Annotated in this window: 17 protein-coding genes, 1 pseudogene and 2 riboswitches; of the genes and pseudogenes, 15 read left to right on the top strand and 3 right to left on the bottom strand. The window is 34.9% G+C overall.

What is annotated here, in order from left to right:
* Positions 1–86: 86 nt before the first annotated feature.
* From MHH69_RS15175 to MHH69_RS15165, 3 genes are read left to right on the top strand one after another with little or no spacing between them, the layout of a single operon-like run.
* Complete coding sequence (locus tag MHH69_RS15175) at positions 87–464, top strand: GntR family transcriptional regulator (RefSeq protein WP_122971938.1); 378 nt, start codon at positions 87–89, stop codon at positions 462–464.
* A gap of 13 nt (positions 465–477) precedes the next feature.
* Entirely contained in the window at positions 478–1,578 is a 1,101-nt protein-coding gene (locus MHH69_RS15170) for a DUF1648 domain-containing protein (RefSeq protein ID WP_341362650.1), read from the top strand.
* Between the two features lie 11 nt (positions 1,579–1,589).
* Positions 1,590–2,381: a CPBP family intramembrane glutamic endopeptidase gene (locus tag MHH69_RS15165; RefSeq protein ID WP_341362649.1), complete on the top strand. Its 792-nt coding sequence runs from the start codon at positions 1,590–1,592 to the stop codon at positions 2,379–2,381.
* A gap of 261 nt (positions 2,382–2,642) precedes the next feature.
* On the opposite strand, the gene rlmD is transcribed toward MHH69_RS15165, so the two are convergent.
* Entirely contained in the window at positions 2,643–4,004 is a 1,362-nt protein-coding gene (gene rlmD, locus MHH69_RS15160; protein WP_341362986.1) for a 23S rRNA (uracil(1939)-C(5))-methyltransferase RlmD, read from the bottom strand.
* A 194-nt stretch (positions 4,005–4,198) separates the two neighbouring features.
* Positions 4,199–4,332: riboswitch (FMN riboswitch) on the top strand.
* Positions 4,333–4,475: 143 nt separating this feature from the next.
* A riboswitch (FMN riboswitch) is annotated at positions 4,476–4,609 on the top strand.
* Between the two features lie 123 nt (positions 4,610–4,732).
* On the opposite strand from rlmD, the gene ribE reads away from it, so the two are divergent.
* The 3 genes and pseudogenes from ribE to ribH all read left to right on the top strand — a co-directional run bounded on the left by ribE (position 4,733) and on the right by ribH (position 6,516).
* On the top strand, positions 4,733–5,371 hold the full coding sequence (gene ribE, locus MHH69_RS15155; RefSeq protein WP_341362648.1) for a riboflavin synthase: 639 nt from the start codon (positions 4,733–4,735) through the stop codon (positions 5,369–5,371).
* A gap of 23 nt (positions 5,372–5,394) precedes the next feature.
* Positions 5,395–5,985, top strand: a pseudogene (gene ribB / locus MHH69_RS15150) (3,4-dihydroxy-2-butanone-4-phosphate synthase); the annotation flags it as partial.
* Between the two features lie 63 nt (positions 5,986–6,048).
* A complete protein-coding gene (gene ribH, locus MHH69_RS15145; RefSeq protein ID WP_122971943.1) occupies positions 6,049–6,516 on the top strand; it encodes a 6,7-dimethyl-8-ribityllumazine synthase in 468 nt (155 codons plus the stop codon).
* 68 nt (positions 6,517–6,584) lie between these two features.
* On the opposite strand, the gene pdaA is transcribed toward ribH, so the two are convergent.
* Positions 6,585–7,376 (bottom strand): delta-lactam-biosynthetic de-N-acetylase, encoded by a 792-nt coding sequence (gene pdaA, locus MHH69_RS15140; RefSeq protein WP_122971944.1) that lies wholly within the window; start codon positions 7,374–7,376, stop codon positions 6,585–6,587.
* Positions 7,377–7,532: 156 nt separating this feature from the next.
* Between pdaA and recX the strand changes: the two genes are divergently transcribed.
* Genes recX through MHH69_RS15125 form a run of 3 tightly spaced genes read left to right on the top strand, consistent with a single transcriptional unit; the run spans position 7,533 to position 8,941 of the window.
* The gene (gene recX / locus MHH69_RS15135; protein WP_122971945.1) at positions 7,533–8,342 is read left to right on the top strand and encodes a recombination regulator RecX; all 810 of its coding nucleotides are present in this window, start codon (positions 7,533–7,535) and stop codon (positions 8,340–8,342) included.
* Positions 8,335–8,664, top strand: a complete 330-nt coding sequence (locus MHH69_RS15130; RefSeq protein WP_122971946.1) for a YfhH family protein — start codon at positions 8,335–8,337, stop codon at positions 8,662–8,664. The genes recX and MHH69_RS15130 overlap by 8 nt, the downstream gene beginning before the upstream one ends.
* 7 nt (positions 8,665–8,671) lie before the next feature.
* Positions 8,672–8,941, top strand: coding sequence for a YfhJ family protein (locus MHH69_RS15125; protein ID WP_122971971.1), 270 nt, complete (start codon positions 8,672–8,674; stop codon positions 8,939–8,941).
* Positions 8,942–8,985: 44 nt separating this feature from the next.
* Here MHH69_RS15125 and MHH69_RS15120 read toward each other — a convergent pair whose 3' ends face one another.
* Positions 8,986–9,972: a metal-dependent hydrolase gene (locus MHH69_RS15120; RefSeq protein WP_341362647.1), complete on the bottom strand. Its 987-nt coding sequence runs from the start codon at positions 9,970–9,972 to the stop codon at positions 8,986–8,988.
* 121 nt (positions 9,973–10,093) lie between these two features.
* Here MHH69_RS15120 and mutY point away from each other — a divergent pair, with 121 nt between their 5' ends.
* The 6 genes from mutY to MHH69_RS15090 all read left to right on the top strand — a co-directional run bounded on the left by mutY (position 10,094) and on the right by MHH69_RS15090 (position 16,488).
* The gene (mutY, locus tag MHH69_RS15115; RefSeq protein ID WP_341362646.1) at positions 10,094–11,146 is read left to right on the top strand and encodes an A/G-specific adenine glycosylase; all 1,053 of its coding nucleotides are present in this window, start codon (positions 10,094–10,096) and stop codon (positions 11,144–11,146) included.
* 70 nt (positions 11,147–11,216) lie between these two features.
* Positions 11,217–11,399 carry a hypothetical protein gene (locus MHH69_RS15110; protein ID WP_122971949.1) on the top strand — a complete coding sequence of 61 codons (183 nt, stop codon included), beginning with the start codon at positions 11,217–11,219 and terminating at the stop codon, positions 11,397–11,399.
* 357 nt (positions 11,400–11,756) lie between these two features.
* The gene (gene ntdP / locus MHH69_RS15105; protein WP_122971950.1) at positions 11,757–12,305 is read left to right on the top strand and encodes a nucleoside tri-diphosphate phosphatase; all 549 of its coding nucleotides are present in this window, start codon (positions 11,757–11,759) and stop codon (positions 12,303–12,305) included.
* Positions 12,306–12,455: 150 nt separating this feature from the next.
* On the top strand, positions 12,456–14,201 hold the full coding sequence (locus MHH69_RS15100) for an ABC transporter ATP-binding protein (RefSeq protein ID WP_341362645.1): 1,746 nt from the start codon (positions 12,456–12,458) through the stop codon (positions 14,199–14,201).
* A gap of 318 nt (positions 14,202–14,519) precedes the next feature.
* Complete coding sequence (locus MHH69_RS15095) at positions 14,520–15,542, top strand: ABC transporter ATP-binding protein (RefSeq protein WP_341362644.1); 1,023 nt, start codon at positions 14,520–14,522, stop codon at positions 15,540–15,542.
* Positions 15,514–16,488 (top strand): ABC transporter ATP-binding protein, encoded by a 975-nt coding sequence (locus MHH69_RS15090; protein WP_341362643.1) that lies wholly within the window; start codon positions 15,514–15,516, stop codon positions 16,486–16,488. The genes MHH69_RS15095 and MHH69_RS15090 overlap by 29 nt, the downstream gene beginning before the upstream one ends.
* Positions 16,489–16,506: the final 18 nt, after the last annotated feature.

Below are 16,506 nucleotides of genomic sequence, written 5' to 3'. Positions count from 1 at the left end.
TTTCACTTTGTTAAATTCGCTTTTTGTTCTATACATTATAGAACAGTTCTGTTATAATAAATATAGAACAGATTGGAGGGGAATTCGTGATCATTCGAATAGAAACAACTTCAGATGTCCCAATTTATACACAATTAACCAATCAAATAATCGAAGGGATTGCCCGAGGGGACATTCAATATGGTGAATCGTTACCATCCGTACGAGCGTTTGCAGCAGACTTAGGCGTTAATATGCATACGGTAAACAAAAGTTACCATGAGCTAGAAAAGAAAGGGATTATTAAAATTGTCCCTAAATCCGGTGCGATTATTTCGCCAGGTGAACATGTCACTAATGAAACGAACGAAAGAATTCTTTCCGTAATAAAACCTATTATTGCTGAAGCACTCGTGCTAGGAGTAAAAAAAGAGGAAATTCAAAATATGATTTTTTCTATTATGGAAGAAATGAAGGAAAGGTAAAGGAGGAAATAACATGGCGTTTTTAGTTTTTCTTATCATTACTTTATTTATAGCTGTCACTCAAATCGTTATTCCGTATTTAGTTAAAAAGACGGTTATTTTTGGTGTGACAATACCTGAACAATATATGAACGATGGGGCAATTAAAAAGTTGAAAAAGCAATATGCTATTGCAGTTGCCCTTATATCCATTGTGTTACTAACAGGTTATTCAGTTTGGTCATTAACTACTGAACCACAGGAAGAACAAATGGCGATTATCGGTATGTTAATGGAATTTGGAATTCTTCTCATTAGTTTATCTTTATATATTTACTATCATGGGAAAACGAAACAATTAAAAATTCAACATAAATGGGTAGAACATTTAAAACAAGTGAAAGTAACGGACTTATCCGTGCGAAAAGAAGATGAAATGTTACCGTGGTATATCTATTTATTACCCATCATTACGACGTTAGGTTTAATGAGTTATACAATTTTTAACTATGATATTTTACCGCAACAAATACCGACCCATTGGGGACCAAGTGGGGAACCGGACGCTTTTACAGAAAAATCGCCTCTTTCAGCAATACAACACACATTACTATTATTAATTATGCAATTAATGTTCTTAGGTGTTCATGTCGCGACGAAAAATTCTGGTATTAAGTTAAGTGCATCCAATTTAGCTGCATCTAAAAATCGTCAATTAACTTTAAGAAAATATTCAAGCTGGTTTCTGTTCTTCGTCATGTTAGCTTGCACTATATTAATGAGTTTTTATCAACTAACAATGATTCATCCTGAATTTGCAGTAGGTAGTATAAAAATAATTTTACCTTTTGCTTTCTTATTTATTGTATTAGCTGGCTCACTTATTTTTGCATTAAAAGTAGGTCGCTCTGATAAGAAGATAGAAGGAACAATTGATGAGAAGATTATGGAAGTAGATGAAGATCAATATTGGAAAGGCGGTATGTTTTATTTCAATAAAAATGATCCATCCATTTTTGTAGAGAAACGTTTTGGAGTAGGATGGACTATCAACTTTGCTAATCCAGTGGGTTACTTAATTGTTTTTGTACCGTTAATCATTATTATTATCATTTCTTTCGTTATGGGAGGGTGAGGTGCCGTTTCTTGAAAAAAGTAGATTTAAAAATTTCATTAATATTAGCATTTATCTGCTTAATTGGTGGGTTCTTTTTAGTACCATACCAGTTAGAAATGTTGCAAAATACTTCTTCGGATCAATACGATTCGTTAATTAAAACAATCCCAATCCCTATTTATATTTTATCGATGATAAGTTCGTTGCAAATTGCTATTTTTTCATTTGTTTTATCTTTTATCGGGATAAAACTAGCGAGGAAAGTAGGATTTAAGTTAAATATTTTCGATTCGTTTTTCAGTAAAGAAAAAACGAAGATAGATTTGAAAAGTACTTTAATGGCAGTGGGCTTTGGCGTAATTACAGCCTTTGTTTTAGTTGGGGCAGATCAATTTTATTTTCAACATAATATTGAAGCTATTGGTAAAGGGCAAGCTGAAACTTCAGTGATAGGTTTACTCGCGGGAATTTTCTATGGCGGGGTGTTCGAAGAAATTATGCTAAGGTTGTTCTTCATGAGCTTATTAGTATGGCTTATGATGAAACTCTTTAGACGCAATCAGCAAAGCTTATCAAATTCTTTCTTTTGGATTGCTATTGTAATTGCTTCATTATTATTTGCAGCTGGCCATTTACCTGCAACGGTTATGGTATTTGGGGATTTAACAGTAGAATTAATTATAAGATGTTTCTTGCTAAATGGCATTGGCGGTATATTCTTCGGGTATCTTTATTGGAAAAAGGGATTCGAGTATGCAGTGTTAGCCCATATGTTTACACACATTGCATTACAGCTGTTGTTTATTCCACTATTGTCATGATAGTTGCATGAACTGTCTTTAAATAGGAAAAAGAGATGACTAGGTCACCTCTTTTTTAATTAATTCTTTTAAAACCACGTGCTCTGCACGTGTGAAAATATACTTTTAGAGTGGTATTAGAAATGGAAATAAAAACTCCTATTGATATAATGAAAATAGCCGTCAAACCAAATTCAAATCGAGAAGAGTTTTACTCAATGTCGAGCGACAATAGTCTATCAAACACAAGATGGAATTGGAAGTATCACATAGTTTTTATTATTATTTCTTTTTCAATGTTAATTTCGCTACGATTTCAACCCTTGCAGTTTGAGGAAACATATCTACTGGTTGAATGTAGTCCACGTTATAAAACTTCGTTAATTCCTGTAAGTCTTTAGCAAAGGTGGACGGATTACAAGAAGTATAGACAAATCGTTTCGGTTTAATTTTCAATACGGTTTTGATGAAGCTTGGTGCAAGACCAGTCCGGGGTGGATCGACAGTAATTACGTCAGGGATAAATCCATCCCGTTTCCATTTTGCCAACCATTCCTCTGCTGTACCTGTATAATAGCGAACATGTTTATATCCGTGATTTCTTGCATTTTTCTTAGCATCAACAATACTTTCAGGAACAACATCCATACCGCGGACTTCCTTTGCTTTAGGTGCTAGCCATAACCCAATTGTCCCAACCCCACAATAAGCATCTACTACTTTTTCCTTTCCAGTTAACTGGGCAGCTTTTTTAATTTCATCATATAAATGAACCGTCTGCTCAGGATTAAGTTGAAAGAAAGCGCGGGACGATAAGTCGAAGGCAAGTTCTCCTAAATTTTCATGAATCGTTTCTTTACCATATAAACTAATCGTTTCATCTCCAAAAATAAGGGAAGTTTTTTCTCGATTTATATTTTGGGTAATCGAAACGATACTCGGATCGATTTTTAATATGCGCTCGATTAACTCTTTCTTATGAGGTATATCTTTTCGTGTCGTCACTAAACAAACTTGGGTTTCGCCTGTTTGAACAGCTGTGCGAACGACAATTGTGCGAACTAATCCGTCCAACGATTTCCCATCGTAAATGGAGATATTTAGCTTTTGTAATATTTTTCGAGTCCCTACAGTGATTTTGGACGTTAGGGGATGTTGAACAGCACAATCATTAATATTTAATAATTTATTTGTCCCTTCAATATATAAACCTGCATAAACCCGTTTCCCTTCTTTTCTTACTTGGAAGGAACTTTTATTTCGATAATGCCAAGGGGTGTCCATCCCAAGGGTAGGGCGGATATCCGTCGTTTCAGCAATTGATTTAACGTACTTTTCTAATGCTTGTATGACCATATCCCGTTTTTCTTTAAGTTGCCCGCTATATGTTAAATGTTGCAGCTGACATCCTCCACATTCATTGTAAACAGGGCAGCTTGGCTCTTGGCGGTCTTTCGATACTTTACGGATGTTTAAAATTTCCGCTTCAGCAAAATTTCGCTGTACTTTTGAAACTTTTACAGTTACTTCTTCTCCAGGTAATGCACCTTTTACGAATACTACATTTCGTTTATAAAAGCCGACCCCTTCACCATTAATACCTAATCTTTTAATCGTTAAAGGAAATTTTTGACCAATTTCCATTACTACATTTTCGCCCAAAAGCGTTCACGTCCTTTATTTTGTTCATTTAACCATTATATCGAAGCACTATTTGAAAGCAAATGAATAAATTCTTCCTTTAAGTAAAAATCTATAGAGATACGTTTAGTGTTATTTTAAAATAAGTTATTAGCAATTATTTTGAAATCGTGTTATTCTTATTTCAATTAAATAAATTATTCCTTCGGGGTCGGGTGAAATTCCCAATCGACGGTGATGAAGTGAAACTTCTAAGCCCGTGAGCTTGTTATAAGCAGGATTTGGTGCGAATCCAAAGCCGACAGTATAGTCTGGATGGGAGAAGGAACTATTATAGATGTACCATTAAAATTGTTATTTTTAATGGTTTATTTGCTATAGTATTTTTTCTTTTTCAATCCCGATTCATTTCTGAACGGGATTTTTTATTTAATAGTTTAAAATTGAATACGGTTAAGCTTAAGATATATCTTAAGCATCCTTCGGGGTCGGGTGAAATTCCCAATCGACGGTGATGAAGCGAAACTTCTAAGCCCGTGAGCTTGTTAAGAGCAGGATTTGGTGCGAGTCCAAAGCCGACAGTATAGTCTGGATGGGAGAAGGATGAATTTTGGCACTTTTTGAAAATTAATTTCAAAAGGTTTATTTCGTTACGCCATTTTTTTTAAATACTCCCAACTCCTTAGGACATTTTCTAAGGGGTTTTTTATTTTTAGAAAGAGGTGAGTAGATTGTTTACAGGCATAATTGAAGATAAGGGAAAAGTAGTTGGGATTAAAAAAGATATCGACAGTAGTCAATTGACCATTGTTACACCCAAAATTGTGTCTGATGCTAAATTGGGTGATAGCATTGCGGTTAATGGTGTATGTCTGACGATTACCCACTTAACTAGTGAAGAAATGACTGTAGATGTCATGCCAGAAACAGTAAAGGTAACAACGATTCATACGTTAAAATTAGGAGATATGGTCAATTTAGAACGGGCAATGAGTGCCAATGGCCGATTTGGTGGTCATATTGTTTCAGGACATGTAGATGGTGTAGGAACGATTAGAAGTAAAAGACCGGTTTCAAACGCAGTTTACATTGAAATTGAAATACCTAGAGAACTTATTGAAAATTGTATACCTAAAGGTTCTATTACAATTGATGGGACAAGCTTAACGCTATTTCAAGTATCCAGTAATACTGTTACAGTATCCCTTATTCCTCACACGTATGCAGAAACGATTTTAGGCATGAAAAGTGTAGGAGATAAAGTAAATATCGAAACAGATATGTTAGGGAAATACGTTTTACATCATTTAAGAAAAACGGATAATACGTCAAATATATCAATAGAATTTTTAAAACAAAACGGATTTTAACTATAAAAACGGTGGTGGAGAAAATGATCAATACAATAGAAGAAGCTTTAGAAGACTTAAAAAAAGGAAAGCCGATTATTGTTGTGGACGATGAAAATCGTGAAAACGAAGGAGATTTAGTCATTCTAGCTGAATTTGCCACACCGGAAAATATTAATTTTATGGCGACATTTGGTCGAGGTTTAATTTGTACACCGATTACGGAAGAACTGGCCAATAAACTAGAATTATTTCCGATGGTTGAACATAATACGGATAATCATCAAACAGCTTTTACAGTAAGTATCGATCATATGGAAACGACAACTGGAATCAGTGCGTATGAGCGATCCTTTACGATTTTACAAATGATTAAAGAAAATGCTAAGCCAGCCCATTTCAGACGTCCGGGTCACGTATTTCCGTTAATCGCAAAAAGAAACGGAGTGCTCGAAAGAAGAGGACATACTGAAGCAGCTATTGATTTGGCAAGAGCTTGTGGCAGCGTTCCGGCAGGTGTTATTTGTGAAATCATGGCTGAAGATGGAATGATGTTACGCCTTGACGGCTTGAAGGATTTTGCAACAATGCATCGATTAAAAATTATTACGATTGAAGATTTAGTTGGATTTCGTTCAAAACAAAAAATTGGATAACACATTTTAAGACAATAATTTTATGACGAGGAGAATAGAACAATGGGAAAACGATTTGAAGCACAATTAATAGGAACAGATTTAAAAATAGGGATTGTTGTAGGACGTTTTAACGAGTTTATTACAACAAAATTATTAGATGGTGCCCTTGATGGTTTAAGAAGACATGGAGTAGATGAAGAAAATATTGATGTAGCATGGGTACCAGGAGCGTTTGAAGTACCATTTATCGCTAAACAAATGGTTGAAACAGGTAACTATGATGCGGTAATTGGGTTAGGTACAGTAATACGTGGAGCAACAACTCATTATGATTATGTTAATAACGAAGCAGCAAAAGGAATTGCTAGCGTTTCATTAAATTCAAATGTGCCAGTAATTTTCGGGATCGTAACAACAGAAAACATCGAACAAGCAATTGAACGTGCAGGTACAAAAGCGGGCAACAAAGGTTATGATTCTGCTGTTTCTGCCATTGAAATGGCCAACTTGAAAAAAATGTTTAAATAATGAATAGAAATCAATGCTTTTAACAAAATAAGTGCCAACACGCCTACTTTTCGTGTTGGCACTTTTTATTATTCTAATACGGATTCCATGACTAAATCGTCAAGGGAACCAAAAGTATACCCTTGTTTTTTCGCTTCTTTTATAAATTTCGGAAGGGCATCGGCATTATGTTTTGCCACAGTATGCAATAAAATTAATGCGCCTGGGTGCAATTGGTTCATTAGTTCATCGTAAGCATATTCCCACCCTACATTGGAATCAGCATGCCAGTCTACAAATGCTGTATCCCAGAACATGTGGGTATAACCGTGTTTATTTCCAACTTCTAAAACTCTTTCGTTAAATATACCTTTTGGTGGACGTACATAATGGGTACGTTTAATTCCGGCAACTTCATTTAATTTTGAATCGAATTTTTTCCATTCTTTTACAAGTTCTTCGTCGGATAACTTAGACATATCTGGGTGTCCATAGGAATGATTCCCGATAATATGACCTTCTTTAATCATTCTTTTTACTAAATCCGTTGCACTTGTTAAATAGTGCCCCGTTAAGAAAAAGGTTGCTGGAACATTTTCTTCCTTTAAAGTATCCAAAATACTTTCTGTATATCCGTTTTCAAAGCCGTTATCAAAGGTTAAATAAATAACCTTTTTGTTTGGGTCTCCTCGATAAAATGCGCCATACTCTTTTAACATGCTTTCAAATTTTGCCCCCGCATCTGCCGGCTTTCCATCTTTTGATTTACTAAAGCCCCAGTGATAGGAGTTTGCGTTAGCAATATCTGGTTTAATAAAACTAAAGGCAAAGAAAAATGCGATTGCCCATAATGTTAAACGAAAAATGGGATGTTTCCACATAAAAAATTTTAGCCTCCTTTTTGCTTATATTGTGCGAAAACTGTTCCTTTATGCCAATGAATATTCGCTTATCCTAGAAGGAAATGATTTAACAAATGAACGGCAATGAAACGAACTTAAAAAAAATGTATACTAATGCTTAGAAGGAGTGTTTGTATGCAAGTCATATCGAAAATAAGCAGACAGAAAAACAATCCAGAACGATATAATATTTATTTAAATGAAAGTTATGCCTTTGCTGTTGATGAATCGACCCTTATTAAGTTTGGTTTAACAAAGGGAAAAATACTCGAACAATTTGATATCGATGAAATTACATATGAAGATGAAATCGCAAAAGCGTTTAATCGTGGGTTAAATTTTTTAAGTTATCAAATGCGCAGTGAATTTGAAGTGAAAAAGAAATTGTTAGATGCAGGCTTTGGAGAAGCTGTTGTGTTAGAGGCCATTCGGAAGTTGGAGAAACTTGGTTTTTTAAATGATGAAACTTATTCGAAAGCTTTATTAGAAACAAAAAAGAAAACAGCCAAAAAAGGGCCGAGAGCGATTAAACAAGATTTGATGAAAAAGGGAATCGATAAAGATACTCAAAGCAAAGTACTTGAATCTTTTACTTATGAAGAACAAGTGAATATTGCGATGGAGCTGGCAGAAAAAACAGTGCGGGCAAATAGTAAAAAGACACCGATGCAAATAAAACAAAAGGTGCAAGATCTTTTAATGCGGAAAGGTTATTCCTTTTCAGTTGTAAACGAAATACTTGACCAAATTCGTTTAGAGAGAGAAGATGATGATTGGCAACATTTGATTGAACTACAAGGGGATAAACTGTGGAAAAAGTATGCTGCCAAGTTAACAGGTAATGAATTGCGAATGAAAACAAAACAAGCCTTATACCAGAAAGGCTTTCCAATAGAAGTAATCGATCGTTATTTAGATGAAAAGGAGCAGGAAGCAAATGGCTGAAAAAAATTATGCGGAAATGACGGAACAAGAATTAAGAGAAGAAATTGCCAACTTAAAGGAAAAGGCTAGAAAAGCTGAACAGCTTGGGATTGTAAATGAGTATGCTGTATATGAGCGAAAAGCAACGATGGCTGCTGCTTATTTAATTGACCCGAAAACAATTGTACCAGGAGAAATGTATCGTATAGACGGTGCTCCAGGGGAATTTTTTAAAGTAGAATATTTAAAAGGACGATTTGCTTGGGGTTATCGTTTAGGTGGAGATCGTTATGAAGAAGCATTGCCGATTTCTATTCTTTTACCAATGAAAGTAGGGAAGTAATATGAATGTGAATCAATCAATAGATAAATTAACACAAATTTTAGTAAGTAAAAATCCTAATTTATCCGTTAATAAAGCAAAAACATGGATTGAACTACTCTGGTCTGATTTTGAATCGACTTATGCAAAAGCGGGATATGATTACCGTGGAATGGAATATACAGAAAAGATAGTCCAACAATGGATTGAAAGTTACGGAGATAAAATTCATGAGTTTGCGGGTAGAAATCCAAAGTATGCCCATCTATTAGATGAAAGTGATGAAAATCTTCATTAAATAATAGAGGAGTTGTCCTAATAGGTGGGACAACTCCTCGCTATTTAATTACTCGAACCAATTTGTAGTTTGCGTTGTAGTTTATCTTCAGAATAAATCCAACCCGTATAGGAATTGACAATGTTCAACTCCTCATCCACATGGGCAACAGCTACAAAAGGATAACGATCATTACTTCGATAACGTAAATCGATTAAACGCACTTCCGTTAAGTTGCAGTCTATTTCGGAAATTTCCCAACGATATAAGGGAGAGAAAGAAATGAATGCAGCTAAATTCGAATCTTCAAGAGCTTTATTAACAATCGGTGTTCTTGGAAGCGGATGGATTTCAAATTTGTCGTAAATGTTTATTTTTTTGCCGTAAGCCCGACCAACATAATAATGGGTTTTTGATTTTGCAGCTACTCGCCAATTTAAAAAACGCATTGTTGGTGCGACAATGACATAATCTTCATCCGGAATAGCATCATGAACGGCCTTCTTTACAGCTGCTTGTAAAACGAAACGTATAATATAGTAAACAAAAATAATCGTATACATGACAGTGAATGTTATGACAGGGTCGAACCAAAAAGCCCATAACATAATGCCGATGCAATGTAATCCGAAAATAATCGGATCAAAGGTATTAATAACACCAAGTGCAACCCATTTCTTTGAAAAAGGACGAAGGGCTTGCGTACCGTAGGCATTAAATATATCAACAAAAACATGTAAAAAAACAGCTAGGAAAGTCCAAAGCCATAAATGAAATATATTGGCGTCTTGAAATATAAAAGATAATACAGCTGTAATGGCAATGGGCCATAAAAGGACTGCTGGGATCGAATGGGTAATGCCACGATGATGTCGGATGTAAATCGCATTATTTCGAAGTTTTAATATAGTATCCACATCTGGTGCTTGTGAGCCAATAACGGTACCAGCCATAACAGCAACAAATGTTAAATTATTTTCGGCTACAACAGGATCTGCTAAAGCTAAGCCGCCTAATGCAACGCCCATTACTAAATGTGTGCCTGAATCCAAAGTATCAACTCCCTGTTTATGGACACATTTCTTATATACTTGACGGTTATTTTCATGAATCTTAATAGAAGTATTATACCCTAATTATAAAATTTAAAATCGAAATTCGTCGGAGGTTATCGTGAATTATCAATATAAAAATGAATTTCGCCATCATTTAGTCGATTGGTTTAATAGAGAAAAAAGAGATTTGCCGTGGAGGCGAACATCGGACCCTTATAAAATTTGGGTCTCCGAAATTATGCTTCAACAAACAAGGGTAGACACGGTCATCCCGTATTATAATCGTTTTATAGAAAAATATCCTACGATGCAGTCCCTTGCTTATGCTCCGCAAGAAGAACTGTTAAAAATGTGGGAAGGGTTAGGATATTATTCAAGAGCTAGAAATTTACAGGCGGGCGTTAAAGAAGTGGTCGAGAAATATAACGCCGTTGTACCGGACAATCGCCATGATCTTTCAAAATTAAAAGGTATTGGACCATACACTGCTGGCGCTATTTTAAGTATTGCCTATAATAAACCAGAGCATGCAGTGGATGGAAATGTTATGCGTGTTTTAAGCCGCGTATTACATATTGAAGAAGATATCGCCCTACCCAAAACGAGAAAAGTTTTTGAAGAAGCAGTCGATATGTTAATCGATAAAGATTACCCTGGTGATTTTAATCAAGCCATAATGGATTTAGGAGCTATGATTTGTACACCAACTTCTCCGAAATGCTTGCTTTGTCCTGTACGTGATTATTGTATTGCGTTTCAAGAAGGTGATACAGAACAATTGCCAATAAAATCAAAAAAAATAAAAACGAAAAAAGTAATATATAATATATATGTAGCTGTCGATAAACAAGGGAATTATTTAATTGAAAAGCGACCAAATGAGGGGTTGTTAGCTAATATGTGGCAATTTCCAATGATAGAAATGACGAAAGAAACTACAAAAGACGCTTTTGAAAAACAGTATAATGTTCAAATTGAAAATTATTTAAATAATGATTTCATGAAATTTAAACATATCTTTTCCCATTTAACTTGGGAGATGGAATGCAATCTTGTACAAGTTCAACAATTGAATCAATTACCGGCCAATGCCCATTTTTTACCTATAGGAAAAATTAGGGAATTACCAATGTCAGTACCAATGTTGAAAATTTTGAATGTTCTGAATTAACTTATTTTTTAACTTTCGCATAATCTCAATAACATCAGTCCACAATAATTATTACGGAGGTGAGTTTGAGATGGCGAAGAAAAACAACAACAATAACAACAATAATAACAACAACTTCAACAATAATGAAGAATTTGGTGTTGATCAAGACTTCCAACAAGCACGTCAACAAAACCAAAAACAAAATCAACAAAACAACCAACGCAATAACAACAATAATAACAATAATAAAAATAACAACAACGAATTTTAATTAGATTGCTTTACAATTGTGAATAAGACAATTCACGTTAAGGTATAGACAAATTTATTTGTCTATACCTTAATTTTATATAAAGGATAAAAGGATGTTCTAATCTAATTTTTACCAAATTCATTAAAAAATATGTTCTTCTAACTACAAGTTTTTTATTTCCATTGTTATAATATAAAGAAATAACTGCTAGATGTTGATTTTTCTTCATTTAGCGGGTGTATAGAAACCCGCTGAATAAGATGGATTTTATTCACAGAGTTTGAAATGATTAATCGATACCGTTTAAGGTCATATCAAATCCTGGACATTTTCAACATGAGGAAATTGATACATAGACGAAAAGGTGGGCTTTAAATGACAATACCTACAGAAGGAGAAACGATTCAAATACATAGTTATAAACACAATGGTCGCATCCACCGTGTCTGGCAAGAAACGATGGTTTTAAAAGGAACGAAAAATATCTTTATTGGAGCCAATGAGCGTACACTTGTTACTGAATCGGATGGACGAACATGGCTAACACGCGAGCCCTCTATTTGTTATTTTCACGCAGAACATTGGTTTAATATTATTTGTATGTTGCGTGAAGATGGTGTGTATTATTATTGCAATATGAGTTCTCCTTATGTTTTTGATAATAATGCTATAAAATATATCGACTATGATCTAGATATTAAAGTTTTCCCAGATATGTCTTATACACTTTTAGACGAAGATGAATACGAGCAGCACAAGAAGGAAATGGGCTATCCAGAAGTGATTGATAAAATTTTAAAACGAAATGTGAATAAATTAATCAGCTGGATAAAACAAAAAAGAGGTCCCTTTGCGCCAGATTTTATTGAAGTTTGGACGAATCGATATTTATTTAATAAAGAAATGCAATCAAATGAAAAATAATAGTGGAAAAGTCTACTAGGAGAATCAGTAGGCTTTTTTTATGTATTTACTGGTAAATTAGAGTATAGTGTTATTCGTGTGTCCAAAATGGGACAACTTTTAATTAGGACGATTTAAGTTTGTTTGTTGATAAAGGGAAGTGAATAGAAATTGGGTAGTATTAAACGATATATGAGATTTGTAAAGCCTTATAGATGGGAAATTTTATTAACCATTTTTATTGGTATATTAAAATTTGCCATTCCGTTGTTCATTCCGATTTTAATCAAAATTGTAATAGACAATATTATTAGTGCACCAGATTTAACAAATGGGGAAAAAATTGAACAACTGAGTTATTGGTTAGGTGGTACTGTCATTTTATTCTTTATTATTCGTCCACCTATTGAATACTACCGTCAATATTTTGCCCAACATGTTGGGAACAAAGTATTGTTCGATATACGACAAGAATTATTTGGCCATTTACAGAAATTGAGTTTAAAATATTACGCTAATACTCGAGCGGGCGAAGTAATATCCCGGGTTATTAACGATGTAGAACAGACGAAAAACTTTATTATGATTGGCTTAATGAATTTATGGCTTGATGTTGCAACGATCCTCATTGCAATTGGGATAATGCTTGCGATGGATGTAAAACTAACATTAGTTTCAATCATTGCATTACCGCTATTCGCCATTAGTGTAAAATACTTTTTCGGAAAACTTAGGGATTTAACACGTAAACGATCCCAAGCGTTAGCCCATGTCCAAAGTTATTTACATGAAAGAGTAAGCGGAATTAGTATTATTAAAAGTTTCACGTTGGAGAAGCATGAACAGAAAATTTTCGATAATGAAAATGGAGAGTTTTTAGACCGTGCCCTAGATCATACAAAATGGAATGCAAAATCCTTTGCAGTCGTAAATACTATTACCGATATCGCCCCATTATTAGTGATTGCGTATGCCGGTTATCGAGTAATTCAAGGTGATCTATCCGTCGGAACAATGGCTGCGTTTTACGCTTATATTGAACGATTGTATAGTCCATTAAGACGTCTAGTTAATTCATCTACAACTTTAACCCAATCTATTGCTTCAATGGATCGAATGTTTGAACTAATGGATGAAGAATACGATGTTCAAGATAAAGAAAATGCTCGTCATCTTGCTCCTGTAAAGGGACAAGTTTCCTTTGAAAATGTAAATTTCCAATATGAACAAGACGGACAAATGATATTGAAAAATGTTCAATTTGATATTAAACCTGGAGAAACCGCTGCCTTTGTTGGGATGAGTGGAGGCGGAAAATCAACGATTGTAAGTTTAATTCCTCGCTTTTACGATGTAACAAATGGGGCAGTTAAAATCGATGGGATGAACGTGAAAGATGTATCCATTCAGTCGTTACGTTCCCAAATTGGAATTGTATTGCAAGATAATATATTATTTAGCGATTCGGTAAAACAAAATATTTTAATGGGTCGACCGGATGCTACGGATGAAGAAGTGATTGCAGCTGCTAAAGCAGCCAATGCCCATGATTTTATTATGACATTACCTGAAGGGTACGAAACAAAAGTAGGAGAGCGCGGTGTGAAACTGTCCGGGGGTCAGAAACAACGTGTTGCGATTGCCCGTGTATTCCTAAAAAATCCGCCAATTTTAGTATTGGATGAAGCGACTTCTGCCTTGGATTTAGAAAGTGAAGCATTAATTCAAGATTCCTTAGATCGATTGGCAAGTGATCGAACGACTATCATTATTGCCCATAGATTATCAACAATTACCCATGCGGATAAAATTTTCGTTATTGATCATGGTGAATTAGTAGAGGAAGGTAACCATGAATCGCTTATGGAAAAACAAGGTGTTTACTATGATTTATTCCAAATTCAAAAATTAGACTAAAAAAATAATACGACAAGAAAATGCCTAACAAGTCAACGTTCGACTAGTTAGGTATTTTTTATTTTTTGCAAAAATTTGATGTATAATCCACTGTTTATATACGTTTTCAAATTTTAGTGAACCAGAATTTAATCGATTAAAGCAGTATAACTGTTGCTTTTTGTCGAGAAAATTACATTGAAGTTTTGTGTTAATTTAAGGTATTTTATCATAAAAACATATGATTAAGAGAATTCAAATCTATTATTGTTTTTAAGCAAATAGAGAACGAAATAGAATGATAGATTTGTAAATTAGCGTTATGCGAGGGGGTACAAGATGGAAAAAAAAGTACTATTACAAGTTAAAGATTTGGAAACAACTTTCTTTACTGACGATGGAAAAGTACCAGCAGTTGATCATATAGACTTTCATATTAATGAAGGAGAAATATTAGCTATTGTAGGAGAGTCAGGCTGTGGGAAAAGTGTTACCTCTCTGTCTATTATGGGGCTCGTACCATCTCCTCCTGGAAAGATTACATCAGGTCAGATCCTTCTAAATGAGTTAGATTTAACAAAGCAAACAGAAAAGGAAATGCGTAAAATTCGTGGAAAAGAAGTGGCAATGATATTTCAAGAACCGATGACTTCTTTAAATCCTTTATACACTATTGGGAATCAACTAACAGAAGCCATTTTAATCCATAACAAAGGTATGAAGAAAAAGGATGCAGCGAATAGAGCGATTGAAATGATGAAACTGGTTGGATTACCAAGGGCAGAAGAATTAATGAAAGACTATCCCCATCAATTATCAGGCGGGATGAGACAACGGGTCATGATTGCAATGGCTCTACTATGTAATCCAAAACTATTAATCGCCGATGAGCCTACTACTGCCCTAGACGTTACAATACAAGCTCAAATATTAAAGTTAATGAAAGAGTTGAATAAACAATTTAAGACGGCAGTTTTACTCATTACCCATGATTTAGGTGTTGTTGCTGAAACGTGTGAACGGGTAATCGTTATGTATGCTGGTCAAATTGTCGAAGAAGCTCCCATATCTGAAATATTCAAAAATCCTCAACATCCATATACGAAAGGTCTAATCCAATCTGTTCCTGACATGCGTTATAAAAAGGAAACTTTATATTCCATTAAAGGTAATGTACCAAAGCCTGGTTCCATTCAAACTGGTTGTCGATTTGCTCCCCGTTGTGAATTTGCTGCGGAACGGTGCTTTACAGAAAATCCGCCATTATACGAAGTAAGCTCTTCCTTTGTTCATAAATCAAGATGCTTCTTACAGGAAACGGAGGGAATTCCATTTGCAGAACGTGCTATTGAAAGTCGATAACTTAAAAAAATATTTTCCAAAGGGAACGAGTTCTTTAAAAAAGGGCCCCCATGTGAAGGCAGTCGATGACGTTTCATTTCAAGTTTATGAAGGAGAAACCTTAGGAATCGTAGGGGAGTCGGGATGTGGAAAATCAACGACCGGTCGAATGATTATGCGTCTTCTTGAACCAACAGAAGGTTCCATTAAGTTTGATGGTGTCGAACTTTCCTCATTATCTAAACAAGAAATGCGAAAAGCAAGACGAGATATTCAAATGGTATTTCAAGACCCATATGCTTCATTAAATCCAAGACATACTGTTAAAAAAATTTTAGAAGAACCCCTTATTGTCCATGGTATTGGAAGTTCAGCGGAACGTAAAAAAAGGGTAGAGGAGTATTTAGAAATTGTCGGCTTGAGCTCATATCATGCAAAGCGCTATCCCCATCAATTTAGTGGTGGGCAAAGACAGCGTATCGGTATTGCTAGAGCTTTAATGACAAATCCGAAGCTAATTATTGCTGATGAGCCGGTATCTGCATTAGATGTTTCGATTCAAGCACAAGTTTTAAATTTAATGCAAAGATTACAGCAAGAGTTAAAGCTAACGTATATTTTCATTGCCCACGATTTAGGGGTAGTTCGCCATATTAGTGATCGGGTAGGCGTAATGTATTTAGGTAGATTTGTAGAGTTAGCTGATAGTGAATCTTTATATGCGGAACCATTACACCCGTATACGCAAGCTTTGTTATCAGCCGTACCGATTCCTGATCCTACTTATGAACGGGAAAAAATTATTCTCACAGGTGATGTTTCGAATGCCATTCCAGATAAGGGATGTACTTTCCAAACTAGATGTCCATATGCAACGCTTACTTGCAAAATGACAGTTCCAGATTTAGTAGAAGTCAAACCAGGTCACTCTGTTGCGTGCCATTTATTTAATGAAGCGCAGCAATGACATATAGAACAAAGAAAT

It is taken from the genome of Ureibacillus sp. FSL E2-3493 (assembly GCF_038077515.1).
Classification (GTDB): domain Bacteria; phylum Bacillota; class Bacilli; order Bacillales_A; family Planococcaceae; genus Ureibacillus; species Ureibacillus halotolerans.
This window is presented reverse-complemented; position numbering and strand designations above follow the sequence as displayed.

Excerpts from the sequence above, each read along its gene's own strand:
- MHH69_RS15170 (WP_341362650.1), top strand. The coding sequence starts at position 478 with ATGGCGTTTTTAGTTTTTCTTATCATTACTTTATTTATAGCTGTCACT.
- rlmD (WP_341362986.1), bottom strand. The coding sequence starts at position 4,004 with ATGGAAATTGGTCAAAAATTTCCTTTAACGATTAAAAGATTAGGTATT.
- ribH (WP_122971943.1), top strand. The coding sequence starts at position 6,049 with ATGGGAAAACGATTTGAAGCACAATTAATAGGAACAGATTTAAAAATA.
- pdaA (WP_122971944.1), bottom strand. The coding sequence starts at position 7,376 with ATGTGGAAACATCCCATTTTTCGTTTAACATTATGGGCAATCGCATTT.
- recX (WP_122971945.1), top strand. The coding sequence starts at position 7,533 with ATGCAAGTCATATCGAAAATAAGCAGACAGAAAAACAATCCAGAACGA.
- MHH69_RS15130 (WP_122971946.1), top strand. The coding sequence starts at position 8,335 with ATGGCTGAAAAAAATTATGCGGAAATGACGGAACAAGAATTAAGAGAA.
- MHH69_RS15110 (WP_122971949.1), top strand. The coding sequence starts at position 11,217 with ATGGCGAAGAAAAACAACAACAATAACAACAATAATAACAACAACTTC.
- ntdP (WP_122971950.1), top strand. The coding sequence starts at position 11,757 with ATGACAATACCTACAGAAGGAGAAACGATTCAAATACATAGTTATAAA.
- MHH69_RS15095 (WP_341362644.1), top strand. The coding sequence starts at position 14,520 with ATGGAAAAAAAAGTACTATTACAAGTTAAAGATTTGGAAACAACTTTC.